We start from the raw sequence: 21,654 nt of genomic DNA, 5'->3' as shown, positions 1-21,654 counted from the left end.
TTCCTCTTGAAGCTCCGTCAATGGTTGAGATCGTCCTTTGTGCGTCCGGATGGGCGCACGGCGATCTAGCCTGCCTTTTTGAGGTTCGGCAGGAACACGGTCAACAGACCAAGCAGCGGCAGGTAGGAACAGATCTTGTAGACGAACTCGATGCCCTGACTGTCAGCGACGATGCCGAGCACCGCTGCGCCAAGCCCGCCGAGACCGAAGGCGAAGCCGAAGAACATGCCTGCGACCATGCCCACGCGACCGGGCAGAAGCTCCTGTGCGAAAACCACGATCTGCGGAAAGGCCGATGCGAGGATCAGGCCGATGGCCACGGTCAGGATCGGCGTCCAGAAGAAATTCGCATAGGGCAGGGCCAGCGTGAAGGGCAGCACACCGAGGATCGAGAACCAGATCACCGTCTTTGAGCCGATGCGGTCGCCGACCAGCCCGCCCAGAACCGTGCCGGCCGCAACGGACCCCAGGAAGACGAAGAGCAGGATCTGCGACTGCTGCACCGTCACACCGAACTTCTCGATGAGGAAGAAGGTGTAGTAGCTGGAAATGCCGGCCATATAGACATTCTTGGCGAAGACCAGCGAGACGAGAATGGCGAGCGACATGGCCACCTTGCCTTTTGGCAGAGTGAGCGTTTTTGCTGGCGCCGGACGAGAGGCCGCGCGCTGGCGATAGGCTGCGTACCAGGCGCTGACGCGCCACAGCACGATCATGCCGAGAAGGGCTGCGAGCGAGAACCAGGCAACACTGGTCTGGCCGCGCGGCACCACGATGAAGGCGGCAAGCAGTGGCCCAATGGCCGTTCCGGCATTGCCGCCCACCTGAAATACGGCCTGTGCAAGGCCGTAGCGCCCGCCAGATGCGAGGCGCGCCACACGCGACGATTCCGGGTGAAAGATCGCTGATCCGAGGCCGACGAACATCGCGCCGACCAGAAGCAGCGAGTAATTGGCCGCCGTCGCCAGAAGCAGAAGGCCGATAAAGGTCGAACCCATGCCGACCGGCAGCGAATAGGGCATCGGCTTCTTGTCTGTCGTCAGCCCGATGGCTGGCTGAAGCAGCGAAGCGGTGACCTGAAACGCCATGGTCAAAAGACCGATCTGCCAGAAGTCGAGTCCGTAATCCGCTTTCAGCATCGGGTAGATGGCCGCAAGCATCGACTGCATGATGTCGTTGAGCATGTGGCAGAAGCTGACCGCGATGAGCACCGCGAAAGCGGTCTTCTCGGCCTGAACGGGAACGCGATTGGCGGTGGTGTCGGTCACGTAGGAACTCCATGCGAAAACGCCGTCGGCGAAGCGGCAACCGCTTATACGCCTGTTGCAAATGACCTTCCTTGGTGATTTGGTCTAGTTTTTTCGCAAGTGGGCCAAATGAATCCACCCGACAGAGCCAATAGAATGCCCAGTACCGTCGTCATGAACGGGGATCGCCCGGTCAATGACGAAAAGCGCCGGTCGTGGATCGAGGAGGCGGAAGGCGATCTTGTCGTTGGCGAGATCGAGCAGGCGGCGCATGTTCAGGTGGAAGCGCATCGCCACAGCCGCGGCCAGCTTCTTCATGCGCGCAGCGGGGTTGTTCTGGTCAAGACCGTGTTCGGGCACTGGATGGTGCCGACGGGGCAGGCGATCTGGATTCCGCCCGGCATCGTGCATGCCGTGGACATGGTGACCGATGTGCGCATGCAGTCTGTCTATGTGCTGCCGGAGGCGATTTCCGATCTGCCCGACAGGCCGCGTGTGGTCGGTGTTACCCCGCTGATGCACAGTCTTCTGGAGGAGGTGGCGCCGCTGCCCCATGTGGCGCAGCCGACCGGGCGCAACGGGCTTATCTACAAGCTCATTCTGCACGAAATTCCGCGCCTGCCGGAATTGCCGCTCGGCCTGCCGTTTCCCGCTGATGCGCGGCTTGCGCGGATGTGCCGGGCCTTTCTCGATGCGCCGGCAAGCCGGGTCACCATTGATGACTGGGCGCGCGACGCGGGCATGAGCCGACGCACGTTCACGCGGCGCTTCAAGCAGGAAGCGGGTGTTAGCCTCTCGGTCTGGCGTCAGCAGGCGAGCCTCTTTGCGGCCTTGCCCAGGCTTGTGAGCGGCGAGCCGGTGACGAGCGTCGCCTATGATCTCGGCTATGACAGTGTCGCCGCCTTCACCACCATGTTCAAACGCATGCTCGGCTCTTCGCCGCGCAACTATCTGAAACTGCCCGAGAGGGAAGACGGGTCCTGACCCCGCGCGCTGCCGCTGGAGCGCCGTGCGTCCATTCGGACGCACAAAGGACGCTCTAACCTATTGAATCGACGCATCGTGTTTTCCGAACATCGATTCCGACTTTCGGGCCGAAGCGCTAGTCCTGCGCCAGTGTCTCGCTGATCTTGCGCATCTGCTCGCCCATGGCCTCGCACTGTTCCGGCGTGGACTGGGCCATGACGCGGTCGATAAGTTCCGTATAGACGGCGAGCGCTTCCATCAGCCGTTCCTCGCCATCGGGCGTCAGGTAGAGCCTGAGAATGCGACGGTCCTTTGCGTCGTTCTCGCGGCGCACGAGCCCCTGGGTTTCAAGCTGCGGCAAAAGCATGGTGATGTTGGAGCGGCCGACCAGAAGCCTGCGCGCCAGATCGTGCTGCGACTGACCGGGGTGGCGATACAGATTCATCAGCATGTCGAGCTGCGCGATCTTCAGGCCCAGCGGTTCGAGTGCCTTGCCAAGGGCCCTTACAATGGCCTTTTCTGCGCGCGCGACTGCAACCCATGTACGGAAGCGCGGATTGTCCCAGGGAAGTTCTTGTTTTTTGTTCATGCTTGAACTAACTTTGTTCATGATTGAACATTATCATGGATTGCCGACATGACCGCACTCAATCTGAGGATCTTACGGGGTCTTTTTGGCACAATCGATCATGTCGCGCCAAGCCTCGCAGGTCGTCTTGCCTTCCGGCTCTTCTGCCGTACGCCGAGTCCGCAGAAGCTGACAGAGAAGGAAAAACGTCTCCTGTCAAAGGCGCAGAATTTCATGAGCAGCGCCCGCAGGCACAGTCTCACGACGGAGCACGGCCGTGTTGCGGCTTACGAGTTCACCAATTGGGGCGGGCGTCGCGACGGGCCGACCGTGCTTGTGCTGCATGGCTGGCGTTCGCGCACGGAGCATATGCGCGCCATCATCGAGGCGCTTCTGGAGCGCGGGTTTCGCGTGGTGTCGCTCGACCTTCCGGGCCATGGCTCGTCCGGCGGGCGGGTTTTGAACATCCCCAAGGCCGTCGCAGCCGTCCAAAGTGCGGCCCAATGGCTTGGGCCGTTCGACGCGATGGTCGGGCATTCCTTCGGTGGCGCCGTTGCCCTCAATGCGGTGGCCGGGTCCGTTGATGGAATACCGCCGGTTCCGGTGCGCAGGCTGGTTATGATCGGTGCACCGAATGCGCTGCCTGATCTTTTCACGCAGTTCGGGCAGTTTCTGAAACTCACCCCAAAGGCTCAAGAGGAGTTTGAAGGGCGGGTTGAGATCATTGCCGGAACGCCGCTTTCCAGTTTCGTCGGGAGCGATCAACTGAGCGCCCTCGATATCCCGACCCTGATTGTCCACGCGCCCGATGACAAGGAGGTTCCTGCCACCGACGCCAGGGCGATGGCGGCAGCAGGGCGGCATGTTTCGGTGACATGGGCGCCGGGGCTCGGTCATCGCCGCATTCTCGCCGATCCGGGGATCGCAGCGCGTGTCGCCGCCTTTGTCGCCACGCGCAAGCTGCGGCGTGAGGATGTGCCCCTTATGCGGTCATTAGAGAATCATTTACCAATCCCCAACTGAGCGTGCATTTCCCGACAATTTTATCGATCTGCCCGCGACCGATCCTGTTTGAACTGTTATTTTGGTTGCGATTCATGTTTGGGAAGCGTTTTACGTGCAGGCGTCATCGGTTGCGGTCTCTGGCCGCCGCTGGAAGCCTGTCCGCAAATGGCGCTCCTGGAATATAGTTCGGATCTCGGCGGGGTGATCGATGATTTTGAAATCCACACGCAAGACCTGGCTGGCCTGTGCGGCCCTGGCTGTGTTTGCGGGGCATGCAGGGGCAGCACATGCCCAGGGCGACAATCTTTTCGATATGCTGTTCGGTGGCAACAACCGCTCCAGCGCCGCGCGTTCCGCGCCGCCGCCGAAGCCTGTTGAGCCCGCGCCGCAGCGTCGTGTGCCTGCGAAGGCGCCAAAGATCTCCGCGCCTTCCTATTACAATTACAAGCCGGAGAGCCTCGCCCATGTCGAGTTCTCCGAGATCACGCTTCCAGAGGTAGAGGGCGCTTTTCAGCCGACCCTCGAGGGCGTTTCCTTCCGCGAGGCATTGCCGATGCTGGAGGGGATGGAACTCTACGCCGAGAAGGATATCGCGAAGGCGCTGGTCGGCTTCTATTCGAGCAGGCCCGATTTCATCTGGGTTTCCGGATACCAGCCCAATGATCGTGCGCGGCAGGTTCTGCGCGTTCTTTCTGAGGCTTCCAGCTATGGGCTCTCCGACAGCGACTATACGGTCGGTGTGCCGGGCAGCGATTTTTCCTATGATGACATCGCGGCACGCCAGAAGGAACTGATCCGCTTCGAGATGATGCTTTCTGCCCGTGCATTGCGCTATGCGCGTGACGCCCACGCGGGCCGCATCAATCCGAACAAGTTATCCGGCTATCACGACTTCGCCAAGAAGCCGATGAACCTGGAGCAGTCGCTCGGTTTCATGGCCAATATGGCCGATGCCGATATCTATCTGGAGCGGCAGCACCCGCAGAACGACACTTATCGCAAGCTGCGCGCGGAGCTGGAGATGCTGCGCGGCGCTGCCGAGCGTGAGATCATCGTAGACCCCAAGACGTTTGTCCGCCCGGGCGGAACCAATCCCGAACTGGCAAAGCTGCTCAAGCTCATCGAGCGCGATGCGGATGCCGCTTTTCTGGAAACCCATGGCGCGGCGCTGAAAGAGCATGCCGGCAGTGAGGTTTATGTTCAGGCGCTGGTGCCTGTGGTGAAGGCCGCGCAGGAGGAGAGGGGCCTCAAGCCGGATGGCGTCATCGGGCCGCGCACCGTTGCCGCGATTGCCGGCGTTTCCAAGGCTGCGCGCATCGACAAGGTTCTCTACACGCTGGAGCGTCTGCGCTGGCACCCCTCGGAGCTGGGCGAAACGCGGGTGGTGATCAACGCCGCCTCCTTCAATGTTGATTTCTTCGACAAGGGCGAGCCGCGCATCTCCATGCGCACGGTGGTGGGCCGGACTGCCAACCAGACCAATTTCTTCCATGACGAGCTGGAGACGGTGGAATTCAACCCCTATTGGGGGGTGCCGCGCTCCATCATCGTCAACGAGATGCTGCCCAAGCTGTGGCGCGATCCGAGCTATCTCGACCGGAACGGCTACGAGGTGATCAACGGTCAGGGGCGCAAGGTCTCGTCGTCCGCCGTCGACTGGGGCCAGTATGGCCGCAATGTGCCTTTCAGCGTCCGTCAGAAGCCGGGCCGCCGCAACGCGCTTGGTGAGTTGAAGATCCTGTTCCCCAACCGGCACGCCATCTACATGCATGACACGCCTTCCAAGAGCCTGTTCCAGCGCGACACACGCGCATTCAGCCATGGTTGCGTGCGTCTGGCCGATCCGCGCGCCATGGCGGCGGCGCTGCTCGATGTTTCCGTCGACGACGTGGCGCGCGCCATTGAGAGCGGTGATCGCAGTCGCCCGACACGGCGCAAGATCGAGCGCAAGATCCCCGTCTATGTCGGTTATTTCACGGCATGGCCGCAGACGGATGGTGTGATCGCCTATCATGGCGATGTCTATGGGCGTGATGAGCGCCTGGGGATTGCGATCGAGAAGGTCACCGATACGCGCTCGCCCAATTCCTGATCGGGAGGATCAGGCGTCGCATTGCGGCAGGGTTTTGCGGCCATCGCTCTTGAGCGGTGGCCGTTTTTGTTTGTCTGACCCAGGGTCCTGCCCCTGGCCAGCAGGCTCGTTAATCGCGCCAGAAAGTCGGCAGCAGCAGGACGACGACCGCAAGGATTTCCAGCCGGCCAAGCAGCATGGTCGCTGAAAGAACCCATTTCGCAAAGTCGCTGAGCGGCGCGAAATTGCCGGATGGTCCGATGGTGGTGCCAAGGCCCGGACCCACATTGGTAAGCGCCGTCAGTGAACCCGTGAGCGAGGTCAGGAAGTCGAGCCCGGTGGCGGCCAGAAGCAGCGTTGCCAGCACCCAGGAGGCAAGGAAGCCGACCACGAACAGAACCACCGAACGCTGCATCTCCACATCCACGATGCGCTTGCCATAGCGCAGGGCGCGCACGGAATGTGGATGGATGAGAAGGCGCAGACCATTGCGCAGCATCGCGCCCAGTATGAGGAAGCGATACGCCTTCACGCCGCCCGAAGTGGAGCCGGAACAGCCGCCGAGGAAGGTCGCGAAGAAGGCGAGCGTCACCGCGAAAGGTCCCCACAGCGTGTAGTCCTCGCTGGCAAAACCCGTTGTGGTGATGATCGACGCGAAGTTGAACGCCGTGGAAGCAAGAATGTCATCGAAGGGCTGGCCGGTCGTGATCCTGCGTTGAACGGCCAGCACGATGACGATCACCGTCACATAGCCGAGAAACAGCCGGATTTGCGGATCGCGCAGCGCGTCGAGCCGTCCGCGTGCGAAGAACAGGACGAGGATCGAGAAGGGCAGGGCCGCCATCAGCATGAAGAATGTGCCGACCCAGAGCACCGTATTGCCCTCAAAATAGCCGAACGAGGCATCATGGGTGGAGAACCCGCCGGTTGCGATGGTGGTCATCGCATGATTGATCGCGTCGAAATTGTCCATGCCCGCGGCCGCATAGGACAGCGCGCAGAGCCCGGTCAAAAGGCAGTAGATGCCGACCAGCGCGAACAGAAAGCTGATGAAACGGTCGAAGGGGCGGTTTTCGATGTCGGAGGATTCCACCCGGAAGTAGGAAAACCCGCCGACCTTGAGAAGTGGCAGCAGGAACAGGCCAAGCGCCACAACGCCGATGCCGCCGATCCATTGCAGGATGGAGCGCCAGAGGAGAAGGCCGGGCGGCAGTCCGTCGAGCCCGGAGATCACGGTGGAGCCGGTCGTCGTGATGGCCGAGACGGATTCGAAAACGGCCTCGGCCAGATCGAGCTTGAGCGAGGCGGTGTAGAATGGCAGCGCGCCGACCAGGCCGAGCATCAGCCAGAGAATGACCACCACGAGAAATGTGGACTGGGTGGAGCCACGGGTAAGAGGGGCGCGTGTGGCGGCTGCGATTGTCAGTGCGATTGCGCCTGTCGCCAGTGAGCAGACGACGAAAACCTGCCAGTCATCATTGCCGTAATAGAGATCGACGGCGGCGGGAAGGAGCATCGAAGCGGCCACGTAGACGGCAAAAATGGCCGCTGGATAGGTGGCTGTCCGGATTGTCGATGTTTGCAATGTCTCTACCTCGGTAGGTGCGGGCACCGTTGGTAGAGGAGAAAATGCGTGAGGAAAAGTGGTTTTGGAGAGGGTAGCCATGCATAACCGGCAGGGCTTGCCAGTGAGCAACAGCCCCTCCAAAGCCCGGCAATCATGGCATTACGCAGTAAAACCCAGCGCTTTCGCTGGCGCCGAATTCGGGGTGCGTGTCGATGGTATGGGAGAGCGAGGGAATGCTCCAGCGGTCTTCAATCCTGTAGCCAAGAGCTGCAAGCATCTCCAGAAGTTCGGCTTCGTTGCGGATCTGATAGGGCACGAGAGCGGGGCCGATGCGCTCCAGCGTCACGAGCGTTTTTCCCTTGCGCAGCGCGACCTTGTTCAACAGAAGATGCGGGGGCGGAGCGCTCAGGCGTCCAAGCAGCTCCGGCAGGGGAACGTTCAGATATTGCAGCAGACCCGACCCCAGAAACAGGTCACAGGGGCCGCCATCTTCGAGCCGGCTCGTGAAGGTGAGGGCGCTCAGGCCATCCGCCCTGGCGCGTTTCTCACCGGCTTTGACGATGGCGGGCAGGTCGTAGACGGTCCAGTTCAGCCTGTCGATGGAGGGCAGAGACCTGCGGAACGCCCTGAACTTCGTGCCCATATGACCGCCCGCATCGACCACCGTGGCGATGCGGCTCTCAAGTCGGCTGAGCCAGAACAGAACCGGATAATCCCAGGGGACGAGCTGGCACATGCGCTCGAAGGCAACGTCCGCCACCGCGTCGTGATCATAGCCCGCAAGCCCCTGACGCTGCGCGGCGGCAAGCGCTTCATCGAATGAGGCATAGGCGCCGGAAAAGCGCACGGGAAGACCTGTTGCCATGCGCAGACGACCCGCCGCCGTCTTGAAGGGCAGGGCGACCGCGCCCCGGGCTCCCTTGATCCTCTGTTTGATCTGCTCCATCGGCATGTCTGGCCCCTGGTCCCCCTGGTCCCCCTTGTCGCCGCCGGGCCAAAGCCGGTCACGACAAAACATTACCTGCTGCAAAGGGGATGACCGATACGGCAAAACTGATGAATGCTGCGCCAAATAGGCTTAACGCCGGGCCTTACAGCGGGAATCCATACCGCTTTGCAATTGCCCAGATGTCCCGGTTGGTCTCGATCAGCCGGTTGATGGACCCGGTGATGTTGTCGATTTCCGCATCATCGATGGCGTCCACCTTGCCATATTTCAGCCGGTCGCCGCTGTCGGATATCCGCATGAGCAGGGTCGAGACATTTTCGCCCGTGTCGTCAAAGGAATAGATGCAGTGGTTGTATTTGTTCCTGAGCTTGGCTTCGCTCATCATCCGGCGCGTAACGCCCAGCACATCCCTGCGAACCGCCTCATCCGTGCGTGATGTCTTGGCCAGCCGCTCCACCAGATCGACCCGCGCGCGCGACGTGTTCAGCGTCAGGAAAATGATCGTGGCCGTTTCCATGTCCACCCGCGCAAGTCCCGCGATCAGGTGGATGAGAAGGCTCTCGGTGTTGGTCCACGTGTAATTGAGCTGCCCCAGCAGTGTGAGTACTTTTCGGAAACGTGGGGTAGCCTCATTCATGGCGAAACGGCTCGCGTCCACCTCGGATAGCTCATTGTCCCTCATGCTATCACCGCACGTTTCAGTCGTCTACTTTCTGTGACCCTTCCTAGTTCTCGCGAAACGCCCGGTTCATGCTGTCCATGATGGGCTTCGAGAGATATTCGAAGAAGGTGCGTTCGGCCGTCTGGATAAGGACTTCGGCCGGCATACCCGGTGTCGGCAGGAAGCCGTGAACCCGCGCCAGTTCGCTCGGCGGCAGCCGCACCCGCGCCAGATAGATTTCGCGTTTCTCATCGACCGAGCCGTCGCGCAGCGCGTCGGCCGAAACATAGAACACTTCGCCCGTCAGGACCGGCGTGGTGCGCTGGTTGAGCGCGGTCAGACGCACGGTTGCTTCCTGTCCCACCCGCACGCTGTCGATCTTTGTGCGCGGGATCTGCGTTTCGATGATCAGCGGCACGTCCGAGGGTAAAATCTCTGCAATGCTCTTGCCGCTTTCGATCACGCCGCCGGGCGTGTGGTAGTAGAGCCGCACGACGGTGCCTGCGACTGGCGTGTTGATCGTGGCGCGACGCAGGATGTTTTCTGCCGCGCGCGACTGCTCGCGAACCGCGTCGAGCTCCGCCTCGATGCTCTGCAGCTCATCAAGGGCCGCCTGCCGATAGGCGGCGAGCGTCTGGTTGGCCTGCTCTCGATAGCGCTTCATCTGGGCATGTGTTTCATCGACTTCGGCCGAAAGACGCCCGAGCTGGCCATCCGCCTCGGCCATGGCCCGCCGGATGGCGGAGATTTCGGGTTTGCGCATCAGCCCCTGCTCATAGAGCTTCTGCTTGCCGGAATACTCGTCTGTCAGGAAGGCGAGCTGCCGCGTCAGGGCCTCGTGCTGGGCCGTGTAGCCGCGTCCGCGAATTTCCAGCGCGGCGATGTTGTTGTTCAACAGCTCCAGTTCACTGTGGAGCTTGCGCTGCGAGGATTCGAAATTGAGCCGCTGGCTCGCCAGTATTTCCGCAATCTCCGGGTCTGCCATCCGCTCCGTCAGATCGGCGGGGAAGTCGATGCTGGTCTTTTCCTCATATTCAGAAGACAACCGCGCGACGATCGCCACAAGCCGCGCCCGTCGCAGGAAAAGCTGGCGTTCATTGGCAAGGGCTGAGGTCTCGTCCAGCTGCACCAGCGGCTGGCCGGCGGTCACATGATCGCCTTCGGACACCAGGATGTCCTTGATCACGCCGCCTTCAAGATGCTGCACGATCTTGTTTTGACCGGTGGCGACGAAACTGCCCTGTGAGATGACGGCGGCTGCAAGCGGCGCGAAGGCGGCCCATATGCCGAACCCGCCGAAACAGAGAATGAGCAGGATGATGCCGGCAATGCTCTGCTTGCGGATCGAACGCGGCACCTCCGAGTACCACGTCATGTCTTGAAGCTTGGCGATTTCGGTGGAGCTCATGATGGACCTGCCCTTCAGGGAAGCTGGTTGGCGAAGGGACCGTTTTCGAGTTGTCCGGCCTGGTGGGCGGCAAGGGCGCGCAGCACGTCCTCGCGCCGGCCGAACATCGAGATGGTTCCGTTGGTCATCAGCAGGATCTTGTCGACATGGCGCAGCAGCGATGGCCGTTGCGTGATGACGATCATGGTGATCCGGTTTTCCTTGGCGTGTTTGAGTGCGCGGGCAAGCGCGGCGTCGCCGGCGCTGTCGAGATTGGAGTTCGGCTCATCCAGAACGATCATGCGTGGATTTCCGAAGAATGCGCGCGCCAGCGCAATGCGCTGCTTCTGCCCGCCCGACAACGGTGAGCCATCGGCGGCCACGATGGTTTCATAGCCCTGCGGGAAGGTGGCGATCATCTCATGCACGTCGGCCAGGATGGCCGCCTGATAGATTTCCCTGTCGTCCACATCGTCGCGCATGCGCGCGATATTGGCCTTGATCGAGCCGGGGAAGAGCTGAACGTCCTGCGGCAGATAACCGATATTGTCGCCGAACTGGCGCTGGTCCCAGTTGCGCAGGTCCATCAGATCGAGCCGCACACTGCCCGATGTGGGCAGGATGGAGCCGACCAGCATTTTGCCGAGCGTGGTCTTGCCGGCCCCGGAATTGCCGATGATTGCGAGCGAATCCCCCGGGCGCAGCGAGAAATTGATGCCGTTGAGCACGACCCGTTTTGTTCCCTGCGGCACGTAGAGAACGCGCTCCACATCGAGCCTTCCCTCGGGTTTCGGCAGCACGAGCCGTTCCAGATTGAGCGGGGAGGCCTGCAGGAGCGCCTTGATGCGCCGGTATGCGCCGCGCGAGAGGATGAACTGGTTCCAGCCCTCGATGGAGCCTTCTATGGGCGCGAGCGCGCGACCGGCGATGATCGACGCGGCAATCACCATGCCGCCGGTAATGTATCCCTGGATCGCCAGATAAGCGCCCCAGCCGAGCAGGGCCACCTGCGTCAGGAGGCGGATCGCGCGCGAAGTGGCGGCCGACATGATGTTGCGGTCCTGCGCCTTGACCTGCGCCTTCAGTGATCCGGCCGTGTCCTGCCCCCAGATCTTCACCGCTTCGGGGATCATCGCCAGCGCGTTGATGATCTGCGAATTCCGCGCCATGGAATCCAGATGCATATTGGCCTTGCTCTGATAGACATTGGCCTCGCCGAACGGGGCAGCGGTCGCGCGCTGGTTGATGAAGGCGACGATCATGAGCAGGAAGGCCGACAGCACCACGATGCTGCCGAGATGCGGGTGAACCAGAAAAACGGCGAGAACGAAGATCGGCGTAAACGGGATGTCGAGGAACGACAGAAGCGTGCCCGAAACCAGGAAGGAGCGCAGCTGTTGCAGGTCGCCCAGCGTCTGGTATTCGCGCCCCGTGCCATGCAGCGAAGCGCGCGCTGCCGCACTCAGAATGGGCGCGCCCAGCTGTGCCGCTACCTCAACGGCCGTGCGCATCAGGATGAAGCGCCGGATCGCGTCGAAAATCGCCTGCAGCAACACCGCCCCGATGATCACAATGGTCAGCATGATGAGCGTATCGGTGGAGCGGCTGGTCAGAACGCGGTCCGAAATCTGGAAGAGATAGACAGGGATCGCGAGCACCAGAATGTTGCTGGCATTGGTGAAAAGCAGAACCATCAGCAGGTTCTTGCGCACTGCGCCCAGCCCTGCGGACAGGCTCTTTGAGAAGTCGACCGGCCCCAGACGGCGATGGAATTTTTCCTTCGTGTCGCCGGACTGTTTGATCTGAGGCGCTTCCTCAGCCGACCGTTGCCTTTGCTCGGCAGGAGCTGTTTTCGCCGCGCTCTTCCTGTCTTCCCGGGGCTTGTTCTGCGGCGCTGCCGCTTCCCGCTGGGCAGTCTTTGCCTGCGGTGTTTCGGAAGCTTTGGGGGCGGCATTATCCGTTGCCCGGTCCTGCTGCGCCTCCCGTTTGGCTGCTTCCTGTGCCATCCGCGCCGCGCGCGCATCGACTTCCCTGAAAATCCGGGAAATCTCCTGATCCACCGAGAGCGTCTGTGGTTTGCTGCGCGGTTCTGCGCGTTGTTCTCTCGGCCGCGCTTCTTCGATCACCCAGGATGATGCATCCTTCGCGTGGGCAGGTTGCTTTGTCGGTTTGTCCAGCATGCGTTTCCCCCCGGTATCCGCTAACCCAGCATGGTCTGCATGACGTCTGCCGAACCCGCATCCGGTGTTGCCGCATCCGGTGCGGAGTGCCCGCCATCCTGTTCGGGAGCCATCAGGTCATCGCTGAGAAATGCCACCGCCTCGTTCACCAGCGCATCGCCGCTTTGCGTGTAGAGACCGGTATCGTCTGAAATGAGCTCGGCCTGGATCAGCAATTCGTCCGAATAGACGTTGCCGCCCGCATAGGTCGTCGCATTGACGCCGCCATCGGTGATCGCAGCCTGGTTGACCAGCGCATTCCCTCCGGTCGACACACTCCAGTCGCCATCGGCGTTGGCTTCTGCGCCCGCCTTTGCAAGCGCCACCTGATCGGCATCGCCCAAAACGTTGGTCTGGCTGATATATTGCAGGTCCACCACGTCGCCTGAAATGTAGAGAACCTTGAGGTTCGTCATTCCCGAAAAGTCATCGCTGGCGAGCAGGGCGCCCGGAGCTGCGCCCGGGCCTGCCTCCAGCTGGTTTGCCGCCTCCAGATAGGACGGCGGCAGCGCCTCGAACGACATGGTGCCGTATTGGGTGATCGAGGCCTCGTTCCAGAGCAGGTTCCCGCTGGTGGAAAGCGAGGCCGCGCCGCTGGTTTCGAAACCTTGGAGCGTTCCCACCAGATCATCATCCAGCAGGATGTTCGTCTGGCTGATGATGTTGGCGTTGTAGATGTTCCCGCCGATGATGATCAGGTCGTAATAGATGCCCAGTTCGGCCAGCGAGGCGACGTTGACGGTCAGATTCCCGCCCAGTTCAATCACGGTGCCGCCGCCGGTTGCCGACATCACCGTGATGTCGTTGTCTTCGACGAAGCTGACCTGCTTGACCCAGTTTGCAAGAACAAGGTCGCCATCGATCCGCGACACCAGCCAGTGGGAAGGGAAGTCGGGTTCGCCCTCGCCATTGCCGGCCGTTTCAGGGCGCGGATTGTCGATGGTCTGCATCGTCGCGATGTTGAAGGCTTTTGTCGGCTGCGCCGTGAGCGATTGCCAGCCTTCGAGCGCGCCGCCAACGGCGTCGCTGTCGCTCCAGACATTCAACTGGCTGATGGTGTTGAAATGAACATAGTCGCCGGCAACGGCCAGAACTGGCGCGCCATACCAGTCGTTCACGAGGATGGCTTCGTTGACCAGAAGATTGCCGCCGGCTTCAACCTCGATCTTCGCATGGAGCGAGAAGTCGGTTTCTGCATCGTCATCTTCGCTGGCATTCGCCTTCAGGCCATCAGGCAGGTGGTCTTCAAGAAGCGGCGTTTCCTCAACGGCCTCGCCATTCACATACTGCCCCTCGAGAGCCACGCTGCGGGCGATGAATATGTCTGCGCCATCGGGCAAATCATCTGCAAAGGCGTCCGCCAGATGCGGCGCGTGCATGATGAAATCGCCGATCTCTTCCGCCGAGCCGGGTTCGTCCAGATGGCTGAAGGGCTGGAATTCGGATGCAGCGCCTATCAGTGCTGCAAGGGCTGCGCCGGGATCGCCGACCTGGCTCATGACCAGACCATGATCACCGATGCTGAGATAATCGTTGTCTTCGAGCCGCGCTTCCTGCTTCACATACCATGCGAGAGAGCCAAGCGGCTGGTATTCGGGAAAGGCGGGAGCTTCGGCACCGGTTCTGATGGCGATCGCGTCAGTAGACGGGCCCGCGCCGCCAAAGCCACCGCTCTGGGCGTCGAGCGCCATCGGATTGTGCGCGACCGCTGAAACCACCTTCTCCCTGAACTGATCTGTCGGAGGCGGCGTGTATTCCACCCGCGGGCTGTAGTCCTTCAAAAGGTAGGGGCTGATGATGTTGATGTTTATGTTGAGGAGTTCGTCCTGCTCCGGCGCTCGCTCTTCAAGCGGATCGAACTCCACATAATCCATCCGCATGCGCACCTCTTCGACCGTCTGCGAGAACAGTCCTATGAAGTGGGCGATTGCTTCCGTGGTGGAGTCCAGATGCATGGAGCATTACCTTGCTGCGGGTTTGGCGAGTAACCTCGTGTTCTGCCATCGCCGGTCGACAGCCCCGAAAAAGGATCGGAGGTTTGCGGGTGTCAGGCGAAGGGTGAAAGGCGCAAACCTCCGGTTCCGGCGCCCAGGGGGACAGGGCGCCGGAATTCTCGTTTGCCGTCAGGCGTCGTCTTCGCCGACAACCGTGCTGTTGAGATCGCCGCCGACCACTGTCGTGTCCACGGAGTTTCCAAGCACGTTGGCGCCCATGACGATCTGTTGATTGAAGGCGCTCGTATCCACGATGGCATCGGCAGATGCCTCGGAGATTCCGGTCACATAGCCGTCATCTCCATTGTTGGAGCCCCACATGCCGCCAGCGCCGCCTGCGCCGCCAGCACCTGTGGTTGCGATGCCGCCCATGCCGCCGGCGCCGCCGTTGCCGCCTGAGACCGGTCCGGCCCATGCATCACCGGCGTTTCCGCCGACTGCAGAAGCCCAACCGCCTGCGCCGTCGCCTCCATCACCTCCATTGCCGCCACGGGCAGCGCCGAGGCCCATACCCATGCCCTGACCTGCGCCGAAACCAAGGCCGCCGCCGCCGTCGGCTGCGCCACCGGTGCCACCCATGCCACCCATGCCGCCCATGCCGCCGTCGCCGCCGGTTCCGGTTCCGCCATTGCCGCCGGAGCCTTCAGCCCCTGCCGCACCTGTTCCGGTGCCGCCCATGCCGCCAGCGCCTGCTGCGCCGCCATCGCCACCAGGGGCTGCTGCGGCTGCTGCGGCTGCATCTGCTGCTGCGTCTGCAAAGCCCAGAGCCGCTGCTGCGTCTGCTGCCGCCGCTGCGGAGGCCGCTGCTGCGCCATCGCCGCCATCGCCGGCTTCTCCGCCGGTGCCGCCTTCGCCACCGGTGCCTTCACCGCCGTCGCCGCCGGTGCCTTCACCGCCGTCACCGCCGGTTGCCGTGCCGCCAAGGCCGCCCATGCCGCCAGCACCGCCAGCGCCACCGGCACCACCGGAGCCGCCTTCACCGCCGAGACCGACGCCGACGCCCAGACCACCGAGGCCAAGGCCCGTACCGGTCGCCGTGCCGCCGGAACCGCCGGCTGCGCCATTGCCGTTGCCGCCATAGGCCTTGGCGTCATCGGTCGCGCCGCCATTGGCGTTGCCGCCATCGGCCCAGCCATGAGCGCCAGCACCGCCGTCAGCGTCTGCATCGCCGCCGCCTTCGCCACCGTCGCCGCCGGCCACGATGCCTTCTTCGGCATAGGCGTCACCGCCCGATGCGTCGCCGTTCTGGTTGAAGTCGGCATTGTTGGAGACGGTCGGGTTCTCAAGCGTGTCATTGTCGACGAGATCGTTCACCTGACCGATCACGAAGGCATTGTCATTGCCGCCGCCATTGAGCGAGTCGTTCAGGATGTCCTCGAACGTCATGTCGTCGCCCGGATCGTAGGAAATCTCGCCATCGCGATTGATGAACAGCTGGTCGACCGAACCGCCGTCATAGACATCCACATCTGCAAAGTCGTCATCACTCGGGATGAACCCGTCGAGGCCGACATTCACGGACGTGTTGACGGATGTGGCCACGGCAGTCGCCACATCGGTGTTGTTCGTGGCGTTGTTGGTGGCCGAGTTCTGCGCCGCATTGCTCGCGGCGTTGGCCGCCTCGTTGGCGGCTTCATTGCCAGCGGCATTTTCTGCCTGATTGCTCGCACCGTTCTGCGCGGCGTTGCCAGCGGTGTTGTTGGCGGCGTTCGTGCCGGTATTGTTGCTGGTGTTGTTCGCATCATTGTCGGCGTTGTTGTCGGCATCATTGCCGGCCGTGTTTTCCGCCGTGTTCAGGGCAGTCTGTTCCTGGCCCTGATGCTGCCATTCACCCTGATGTTGATGCTGGTCCTGATCCTGGTCTTGATCCTGCGACTGGCTGTTCCCAGGCCAACCAGGAAAGAAAACGCCGAAACCGTTTTGTTTGGGCATGATCGTGTCCTCATCCTCAAAATGAGAACCGTGTGGACACGATCACTGTTCATCTCTCAGGTGATATTGTGCTCACACGGTTCTGCTGTTTTGCGGCCATCCGGCCGCCTTTGAAGTGCGGAAACACGTTCGGATGTCGAACGAGATGCACTCCTCCCTCATTCGGACGACCCTGTGTGTCTGAAGCGAATCCCCACCGCCCGCGTCTTTGATGCGACCCGAGATCAGTTCTCGCGGCAGACCTTTCGGAGTTATCCGACGGGAGGGATTGTCGTGCGTGAACCGGCGACTAAAAACCCGCAAATTCGGTGGAGCAGGGCCGTTTAAGGCCTCACCATAGGTTCAGCCCCCACCTAAAAATGATTAGAGGCGGGGTAGTAATCTTTGGGGGAAACGCGTCGATTGTGATGCTGAGACGCTGCTTCTGGCGCCGACGCGGCGCGCAAGACCGGGCGGCGATTCGCGGCGGTTCTAGAAGCGGAACGTCCAGTAGAGGCAGGCGAGGGTGGCGATCGTGAAGCCGATGAATGCCAGCGTCCGCAGAAGGACGTTGCGGCGCAGCGTATCGAGCGACAGATGCGCGACGATGATGCCGGCGGCGAAGATGAACTGCCAGTCAATCAGCGTCCACAGCGCTGAATTATTGCCGAAGGCGAAGCGCGCGACCTGTACGCCCACAATGGTTGCCAGAAGCACCAGCGCCGTTGAGTAGACCGGTGTTGTGCCATTGGCGTGAACCACGGCTGCTGCGCGGATGGGGAGGATTGTCACGAGCATGGCTGCGAACGCGTAAAGCGCTGCCAGCGGGATGAAGCTGGCGGCATTGGCCAGACCGTCGAGGCGCTCGATGCCGAGCGTGCCGAAACCGTATCCCTTGATCCGCAGCGCGAAGCTGAGCGCGACAAGAAGGCCCGTCAGTACGGCGACAAGCAAAAAGGCGGATGCGGTGCGGTTCATGATGTCCTCTTCGGGAATCGGATCGTTCCGTTCCCGAATAGGACGATATTCTGAAGCAGGAAAGCCCGGATGTGGCGCAATCTGCGGCACGTGCGCCTGTCTCAGTGAATGTTTCAGGAATTCGCGGCGTGCCTGCGCTCTTCTCTGCTGCGCCGCCGTTTCTCCACTTCGTTGAGAACATAGCAGGCGTCCTCGGCCTCGGACTGGGTGATGCCGGCAACGATGGTCATGCCGATCACCGCCGGCTCGTTGGTTAAGTTGTCCCAGACGGTCCAGAGGTTTGAAGGGTCGAGGATGGTCTCGTAGCGGTCTTTCAAGTCCCGTCTCCTTCATCGGGTTAAGTCACAATGCTCACCGGCAGAGGCATCGTTGATTCTGATGAAAGAGAGATGAGTAAAAACAATAGGATAATAGTAAAATTTTAAATAGCTGAACGACCTTGGTTCGTTTTCGAAACATCCCGGACCGCCATGGTGCGGTCCGGGACGCCTGTAGCGCGGACCAGCGCCGCCAGTGATGGCGACGCCGGCCCCATGGCTTAGATCGAGGCCCCGTCAAGGTTCCTGAGCAGGATGTCCCGGTCGGCGACGGAACTGACGCGCACGGTCAGCGACGTGCTTTTCGAGGGCACCTGCGGGGGCAGGGAAACGGCGACGCCAGGCGCGTTCTTCTCGAGCCAGCTCTTGAACCGCGAGAGCTTGTTGGGGCCTTCGATGGGAAAGGTGAAACTGTATTTGAAGCTCACTTTGCATTCCTTCAATTCGCAAAGGATCGCAGACGCGCGCAGCGGGGCTGCGGCATCGTGCTGTGTCCAGATCGTGTTTTGGGTGGAATAATCCTGACGCCGCTCTTGCCTTCGCAGGTAGTGGCGTCAGGCAACTAGCCGGGTTTGCGGCTGCCCTTTAGAAAACGCGGTCTATGACGGTCGTGGGTGAGCATGACTGACATGTCGGACACTGGCGCCCGGAAGTCAAACCCGTGCGCCTTTTTGCCTCAAGCTGGACGGATTACCCTTGGCCGGACGCAGAAAGTGCGGACGTGCCGCTTTCGTCTCCGGCGACCACGACGCAGTCGCGGCCATTCTGCTTTGCCGCATAGAGGGCGGCGTCTGCAGCATTGATCAGATATTCGTAGTCCGGATGGCCCTCATAGGCGGCAACGCCGATGGAAGCCGTGACCTTGATGCTTTCGGTTTCGGCCACGGATATGGGCGTTTTCGTCAGTTCCGTGCGGATGCGCTCCGCCAGAGCCTGGGCCTGGCTCTCCGCCGTCTCGACCAGTACGATCAGAAACTCTTCGCCGCCATAGCGAAAGACGAAGTCGGTCGCACGGACATTGTTGAGGATCGTTTCCGCCGTCTGGCTCAGAACCGCGTCACCGGCCGGATGACCGAAGCGATCATTGACGGTCTTGAAGTGGTCCAGGTCGACCATGAGCACGCTCAGTGGCGTGCCTGCCTTCTTCGACAGGCTGATTTCGCGCCCGAGAACCGTTGGCAGGAAGCGCCGGTTCAGCGTCTGCGTCAGCGGATCGCGCCCGTTCTCAACGCCGGCTGCGAGCTTGAACAGGTCGTTGAGCAGAAACTTGATTTCGTCGATGCGCCGCTGAAACATCACCAGTGATGCCGGCTGACTGCTCGAAATGTTCGGCAGGATCTCGGTATCCACTTCGCGGATGAGATGCTGGATCTTATCGAGCAGTGGCGATCCCTGAAACAGCACTGCCGCACGGTGGCGGATCCAGAGGCCGAATGGCGAGGCCGCAAAACTGTTGTGAGACGGCTCGCTCTCATTGCCGAGCATGGATAAGAGCACAGAATGGCTCCATTCCATGAGCGCGGCGCGCTGGGTTTCGCGTTCCAGGTTGATGTCCTGACCGAGCGAGAAGATGCGAAAGGCCTCTTCCGTCTTGGTTCGCCGGTTCGCGCCCGACATGTAGGCCGTGCTCATGAGCCTGATTGCGTAATCCACGACCTCGTTGAACAGGATGATCGCATGGAAGGCGGACGGGCTGTGATTGCCGGCGGTGGCAATCTTGTCTGCGACCTTCGTTTTGATGAGGGTCGTGCCCTCCATAACGAGATTGTTGGGGATGTTCAGGCGGGCGTGCACTTCGCCGATCTCGATCTGCCGGCGCTCAAAAGCCTCAATGTCGGCCAGCGGATCGAATTCCACCAGTGCGAGAAGCCATTTGCGCAGCGAGTGGCGCAGCCTGTCCTGCACGACATTGTGGCTGAGAAACTGGGCGCTCTGGGTGTCGCCAAGGAAGACTTCGTAGAAGGCGGCCACCAGCGCGTCGGCCTCCTGATGAACGATACGAACAATCGTGCTGCGAGCCGCCTCGCGTTCGTCTTCACTGGAGGAAAGCCATCCCAGCACTCCGGCCCGACCGTTCATCGCTCAAACCCCCGTCGAATCTTTCGTCGGCTCCCCTTTACGTTGCACCCTGAAGGAATCAAGCGATGATGGGGAGGTGGGACAATCTTGCCCACGTACAGGCCCAATTCCCGTGTTGCCCGACATGCGCATGCAGGTGCTCTGGCAGGACGGTGCGTAAGGTGGCCGCGAGGGGCGCGGAGCCGCTGCTAGTCGGTCCCAGAAGGCCATTCACTCAAGCAGCTGTCTTCTTGTCCGAAAACGCTACGAACCAGATTTTTGAAGACCAACAAGCTCACCAAGCTCGATGACCTGTTGCAAAAACATCTCCAGATCCCCGGTCGTCGTCCTGTGATTGCAGATCGCCACACGCAGACAATGCTTGCCGGAGACTGTCGTGTCCGAAATGGCAGCGATGCCTGCTTCCTGCAGGCGCAGCATGATCTCGACGTTCAGATCTCGCAGCGCGGCCTCCGTCATCCCGCCCGGATCGTAGCGGAAGCAGACGATATTAACGGTCGGCGCCACAATGAGGTCGAGCTTCGCGGCCTCTTCTATGCGTCGCGCCAGATATGCCGCCTGCGCGATGTTTTGATCGATAAGACGGCCAAACTTCTCACTGCCGTGCTCCTTCAGTGTCAGCCAGACCTTCAGGGCGCGGAAGCCGCGGGAGGTTTGTAAATTATAGTCGTGCAGGAACTCACTGGCCGCGATGCCGCGTGTTTTCTCCTCGAGATATTCCGGGTGCAACGCGAAGGTGCCGCGATGGACCGATGCATCCCGGATGATCGCGCAGCCGGCTTCGAAGGGCACATGCAGCCATTTGTGGGGATCGAGAGCAAGTGAATCTGCTTCTCCGATCCCGTCCACGAGCCCATGGTTTTGCGGAGCAATCGCGATGAGCGCGCCGATACACCCGTCAACATGCAGCCAAAGACCCTCGCGCGTGCAAAGTGTCCTGAGGCCGTTTACGTCGTCTATCGCCCCCGTATTGACCGTGCCGGCGGTGGCGATGACGCAGGCCGGGAGAAAGCCTGCCGCGCGGTCCCGGGCGATACAGTCCGCCAGCGCGTCCAGATTGATCCGGTAGTCGGGACCGGTTGGCACCCGGCACAGGGCGTTGTTGCCGAGACCAAGCAGTTCGACGGCTTTCTGGTGACAGCTATGGACTTGGTCTGAGGCATAGAACCTCAGCGGTTTTTCAAGTTGGGCAACGCCGTTCGCCCGGACATCGCCGCCCGCCATGGCGTTTCTGGCAGCGGTCAGGCCGATGATGTTGGCCATTGACCCGCCACTCACCAGCGTGCCGCTCGCATCGGCGGGGAAGCCCATCAGTGTCTTGAGCCATCCCACCACCTGCCGATCCATCAGGGCCGCCGCGTTGTTGCCACCCCCGAGGTTCGAACCGTCGACCGCAGCGAGGAATTCGGCAAGCGCACCGGTCAGGCTGCCCGAACCCATGAACCACATCCAGAATCGGGGGTGGATGTTGCCCATCGGGTAGGGCATCAGGATTTCCTGCAGCTCCTGATAGAGTTCTGCCGCAGGAGCGGGGTCTTTCGGGAGAGGGGAGGCAAAGGCTTCTCGAACGGCAGGGGGCATTTCCTGCCAGAGCGGGCGGTCACGCACGTTCCTGATATGCGCCACTGCGTCGTCTATCATCTGGTGGCCCAGCTGACGCAGCGCCTCCCAGTCGTTCGGATCCAGAGTTTCTTCGCGGATTTGGCTATTGGCTTGGTCCATTGTGAACACTCCT

17 protein-coding genes are annotated in these 21,654 nt (G+C 61.4%); 3 read left to right on the top strand and 14 right to left on the bottom strand.

Annotated elements, in window-relative coordinates; all coding sequences use genetic code 11:
- Positions 1-65: 65 nt before the first annotated feature.
- A complete protein-coding gene (locus ACRTG1_RS12495) occupies positions 66-1,268 on the bottom strand; it encodes an MFS transporter (RefSeq protein WP_224873418.1) in 1,203 nt (400 codons plus the stop codon).
- A gap of 135 nt (positions 1,269-1,403) precedes the next feature.
- On the opposite strand from ACRTG1_RS12495, the gene ACRTG1_RS12490 reads away from it, so the two are divergent.
- Entirely contained in the window at positions 1,404-2,231 is an 828-nt protein-coding gene (locus ACRTG1_RS12490) for an AraC family transcriptional regulator (RefSeq protein WP_432516386.1), read from the top strand.
- Positions 2,232-2,349: 118 nt separating this feature from the next.
- Here ACRTG1_RS12490 and ACRTG1_RS12485 read toward each other — a convergent pair whose 3' ends face one another.
- Positions 2,350-2,802, bottom strand: a complete 453-nt coding sequence (locus ACRTG1_RS12485) for a MarR family winged helix-turn-helix transcriptional regulator (RefSeq protein WP_113155403.1) — start codon at positions 2,800-2,802, stop codon at positions 2,350-2,352.
- 48 nt (positions 2,803-2,850) lie between these two features.
- Between ACRTG1_RS12485 and ACRTG1_RS12480 the strand changes: the two genes are divergently transcribed.
- Both ACRTG1_RS12480 and ACRTG1_RS12475 read left to right on the top strand, forming a co-directional pair.
- Entirely contained in the window at positions 2,851-3,804 is a 954-nt protein-coding gene (locus ACRTG1_RS12480) for an alpha/beta fold hydrolase (RefSeq protein WP_432516385.1), read from the top strand.
- A gap of 190 nt (positions 3,805-3,994) precedes the next feature.
- Positions 3,995-5,878, top strand: coding sequence for a L,D-transpeptidase family protein (locus ACRTG1_RS12475; protein WP_432516384.1), 1,884 nt, complete (start codon positions 3,995-3,997; stop codon positions 5,876-5,878).
- A gap of 109 nt (positions 5,879-5,987) precedes the next feature.
- Here ACRTG1_RS12475 and ACRTG1_RS12470 read toward each other — a convergent pair whose 3' ends face one another.
- The 12 genes from ACRTG1_RS12470 to ACRTG1_RS12415 all read right to left on the bottom strand — a co-directional run bounded on the left by ACRTG1_RS12470 (position 5,988) and on the right by ACRTG1_RS12415 (position 21,641).
- Complete coding sequence (locus ACRTG1_RS12470) at positions 5,988-7,442, bottom strand: TrkH family potassium uptake protein (RefSeq protein ID WP_113155400.1); 1,455 nt, start codon at positions 7,440-7,442, stop codon at positions 5,988-5,990.
- A gap of 133 nt (positions 7,443-7,575) precedes the next feature.
- Complete coding sequence (locus ACRTG1_RS12465; protein ID WP_432516383.1) at positions 7,576-8,370, bottom strand: methyltransferase, TIGR04325 family; 795 nt, start codon at positions 8,368-8,370, stop codon at positions 7,576-7,578.
- 145 nt (positions 8,371-8,515) lie between these two features.
- Complete coding sequence (locus tag ACRTG1_RS12460) at positions 8,516-9,010, bottom strand: hypothetical protein (RefSeq protein ID WP_113156324.1); 495 nt, start codon at positions 9,008-9,010, stop codon at positions 8,516-8,518.
- 88 nt (positions 9,011-9,098) lie between these two features.
- A complete protein-coding gene (locus ACRTG1_RS12455; RefSeq protein WP_432516382.1) occupies positions 9,099-10,442 on the bottom strand; it encodes an HlyD family type I secretion periplasmic adaptor subunit in 1,344 nt (447 codons plus the stop codon).
- Between the two features lie 14 nt (positions 10,443-10,456).
- A complete protein-coding gene (locus ACRTG1_RS12450; RefSeq protein ID WP_432516381.1) occupies positions 10,457-12,601 on the bottom strand; it encodes a type I secretion system permease/ATPase in 2,145 nt (714 codons plus the stop codon).
- A gap of 20 nt (positions 12,602-12,621) precedes the next feature.
- Positions 12,622-14,595: a type I secretion protein gene (locus ACRTG1_RS12445; RefSeq protein WP_432516380.1), complete on the bottom strand. Its 1,974-nt coding sequence runs from the start codon at positions 14,593-14,595 to the stop codon at positions 12,622-12,624.
- A gap of 168 nt (positions 14,596-14,763) precedes the next feature.
- Positions 14,764-16,566: a hypothetical protein gene (locus tag ACRTG1_RS12440; RefSeq protein WP_432516379.1), complete on the bottom strand. Its 1,803-nt coding sequence runs from the start codon at positions 16,564-16,566 to the stop codon at positions 14,764-14,766.
- Between the two features lie 471 nt (positions 16,567-17,037).
- Complete coding sequence (locus tag ACRTG1_RS12435) at positions 17,038-17,523, bottom strand: hypothetical protein (RefSeq protein ID WP_113155395.1); 486 nt, start codon at positions 17,521-17,523, stop codon at positions 17,038-17,040.
- A gap of 113 nt (positions 17,524-17,636) precedes the next feature.
- Positions 17,637-17,840, bottom strand: coding sequence for a hypothetical protein (locus tag ACRTG1_RS12430; protein ID WP_206547462.1), 204 nt, complete (start codon positions 17,838-17,840; stop codon positions 17,637-17,639).
- Between the two features lie 221 nt (positions 17,841-18,061).
- Positions 18,062-18,268, bottom strand: a complete 207-nt coding sequence (locus tag ACRTG1_RS12425) for a hypothetical protein (RefSeq protein WP_113156323.1) — start codon at positions 18,266-18,268, stop codon at positions 18,062-18,064.
- 262 nt (positions 18,269-18,530) lie between these two features.
- A complete protein-coding gene (locus ACRTG1_RS12420; protein ID WP_297559786.1) occupies positions 18,531-19,919 on the bottom strand; it encodes a GGDEF domain-containing protein in 1,389 nt (462 codons plus the stop codon).
- 243 nt (positions 19,920-20,162) lie between these two features.
- Positions 20,163-21,641, bottom strand: coding sequence for a pyridoxal phosphate-dependent decarboxylase family protein (locus ACRTG1_RS12415; RefSeq protein WP_206546309.1), 1,479 nt, complete (start codon positions 21,639-21,641; stop codon positions 20,163-20,165).
- Positions 21,642-21,654 lie beyond the last annotated feature (13 nt).

Source organism: Nitratireductor sp. PBL-C9, from assembly GCF_050877045.1.
In the GTDB taxonomy this organism is placed as follows: domain Bacteria; phylum Pseudomonadota; class Alphaproteobacteria; order Rhizobiales; family Rhizobiaceae; genus Nitratireductor; species Nitratireductor aquimarinus.
This window is presented reverse-complemented; position numbering and strand designations above follow the sequence as displayed.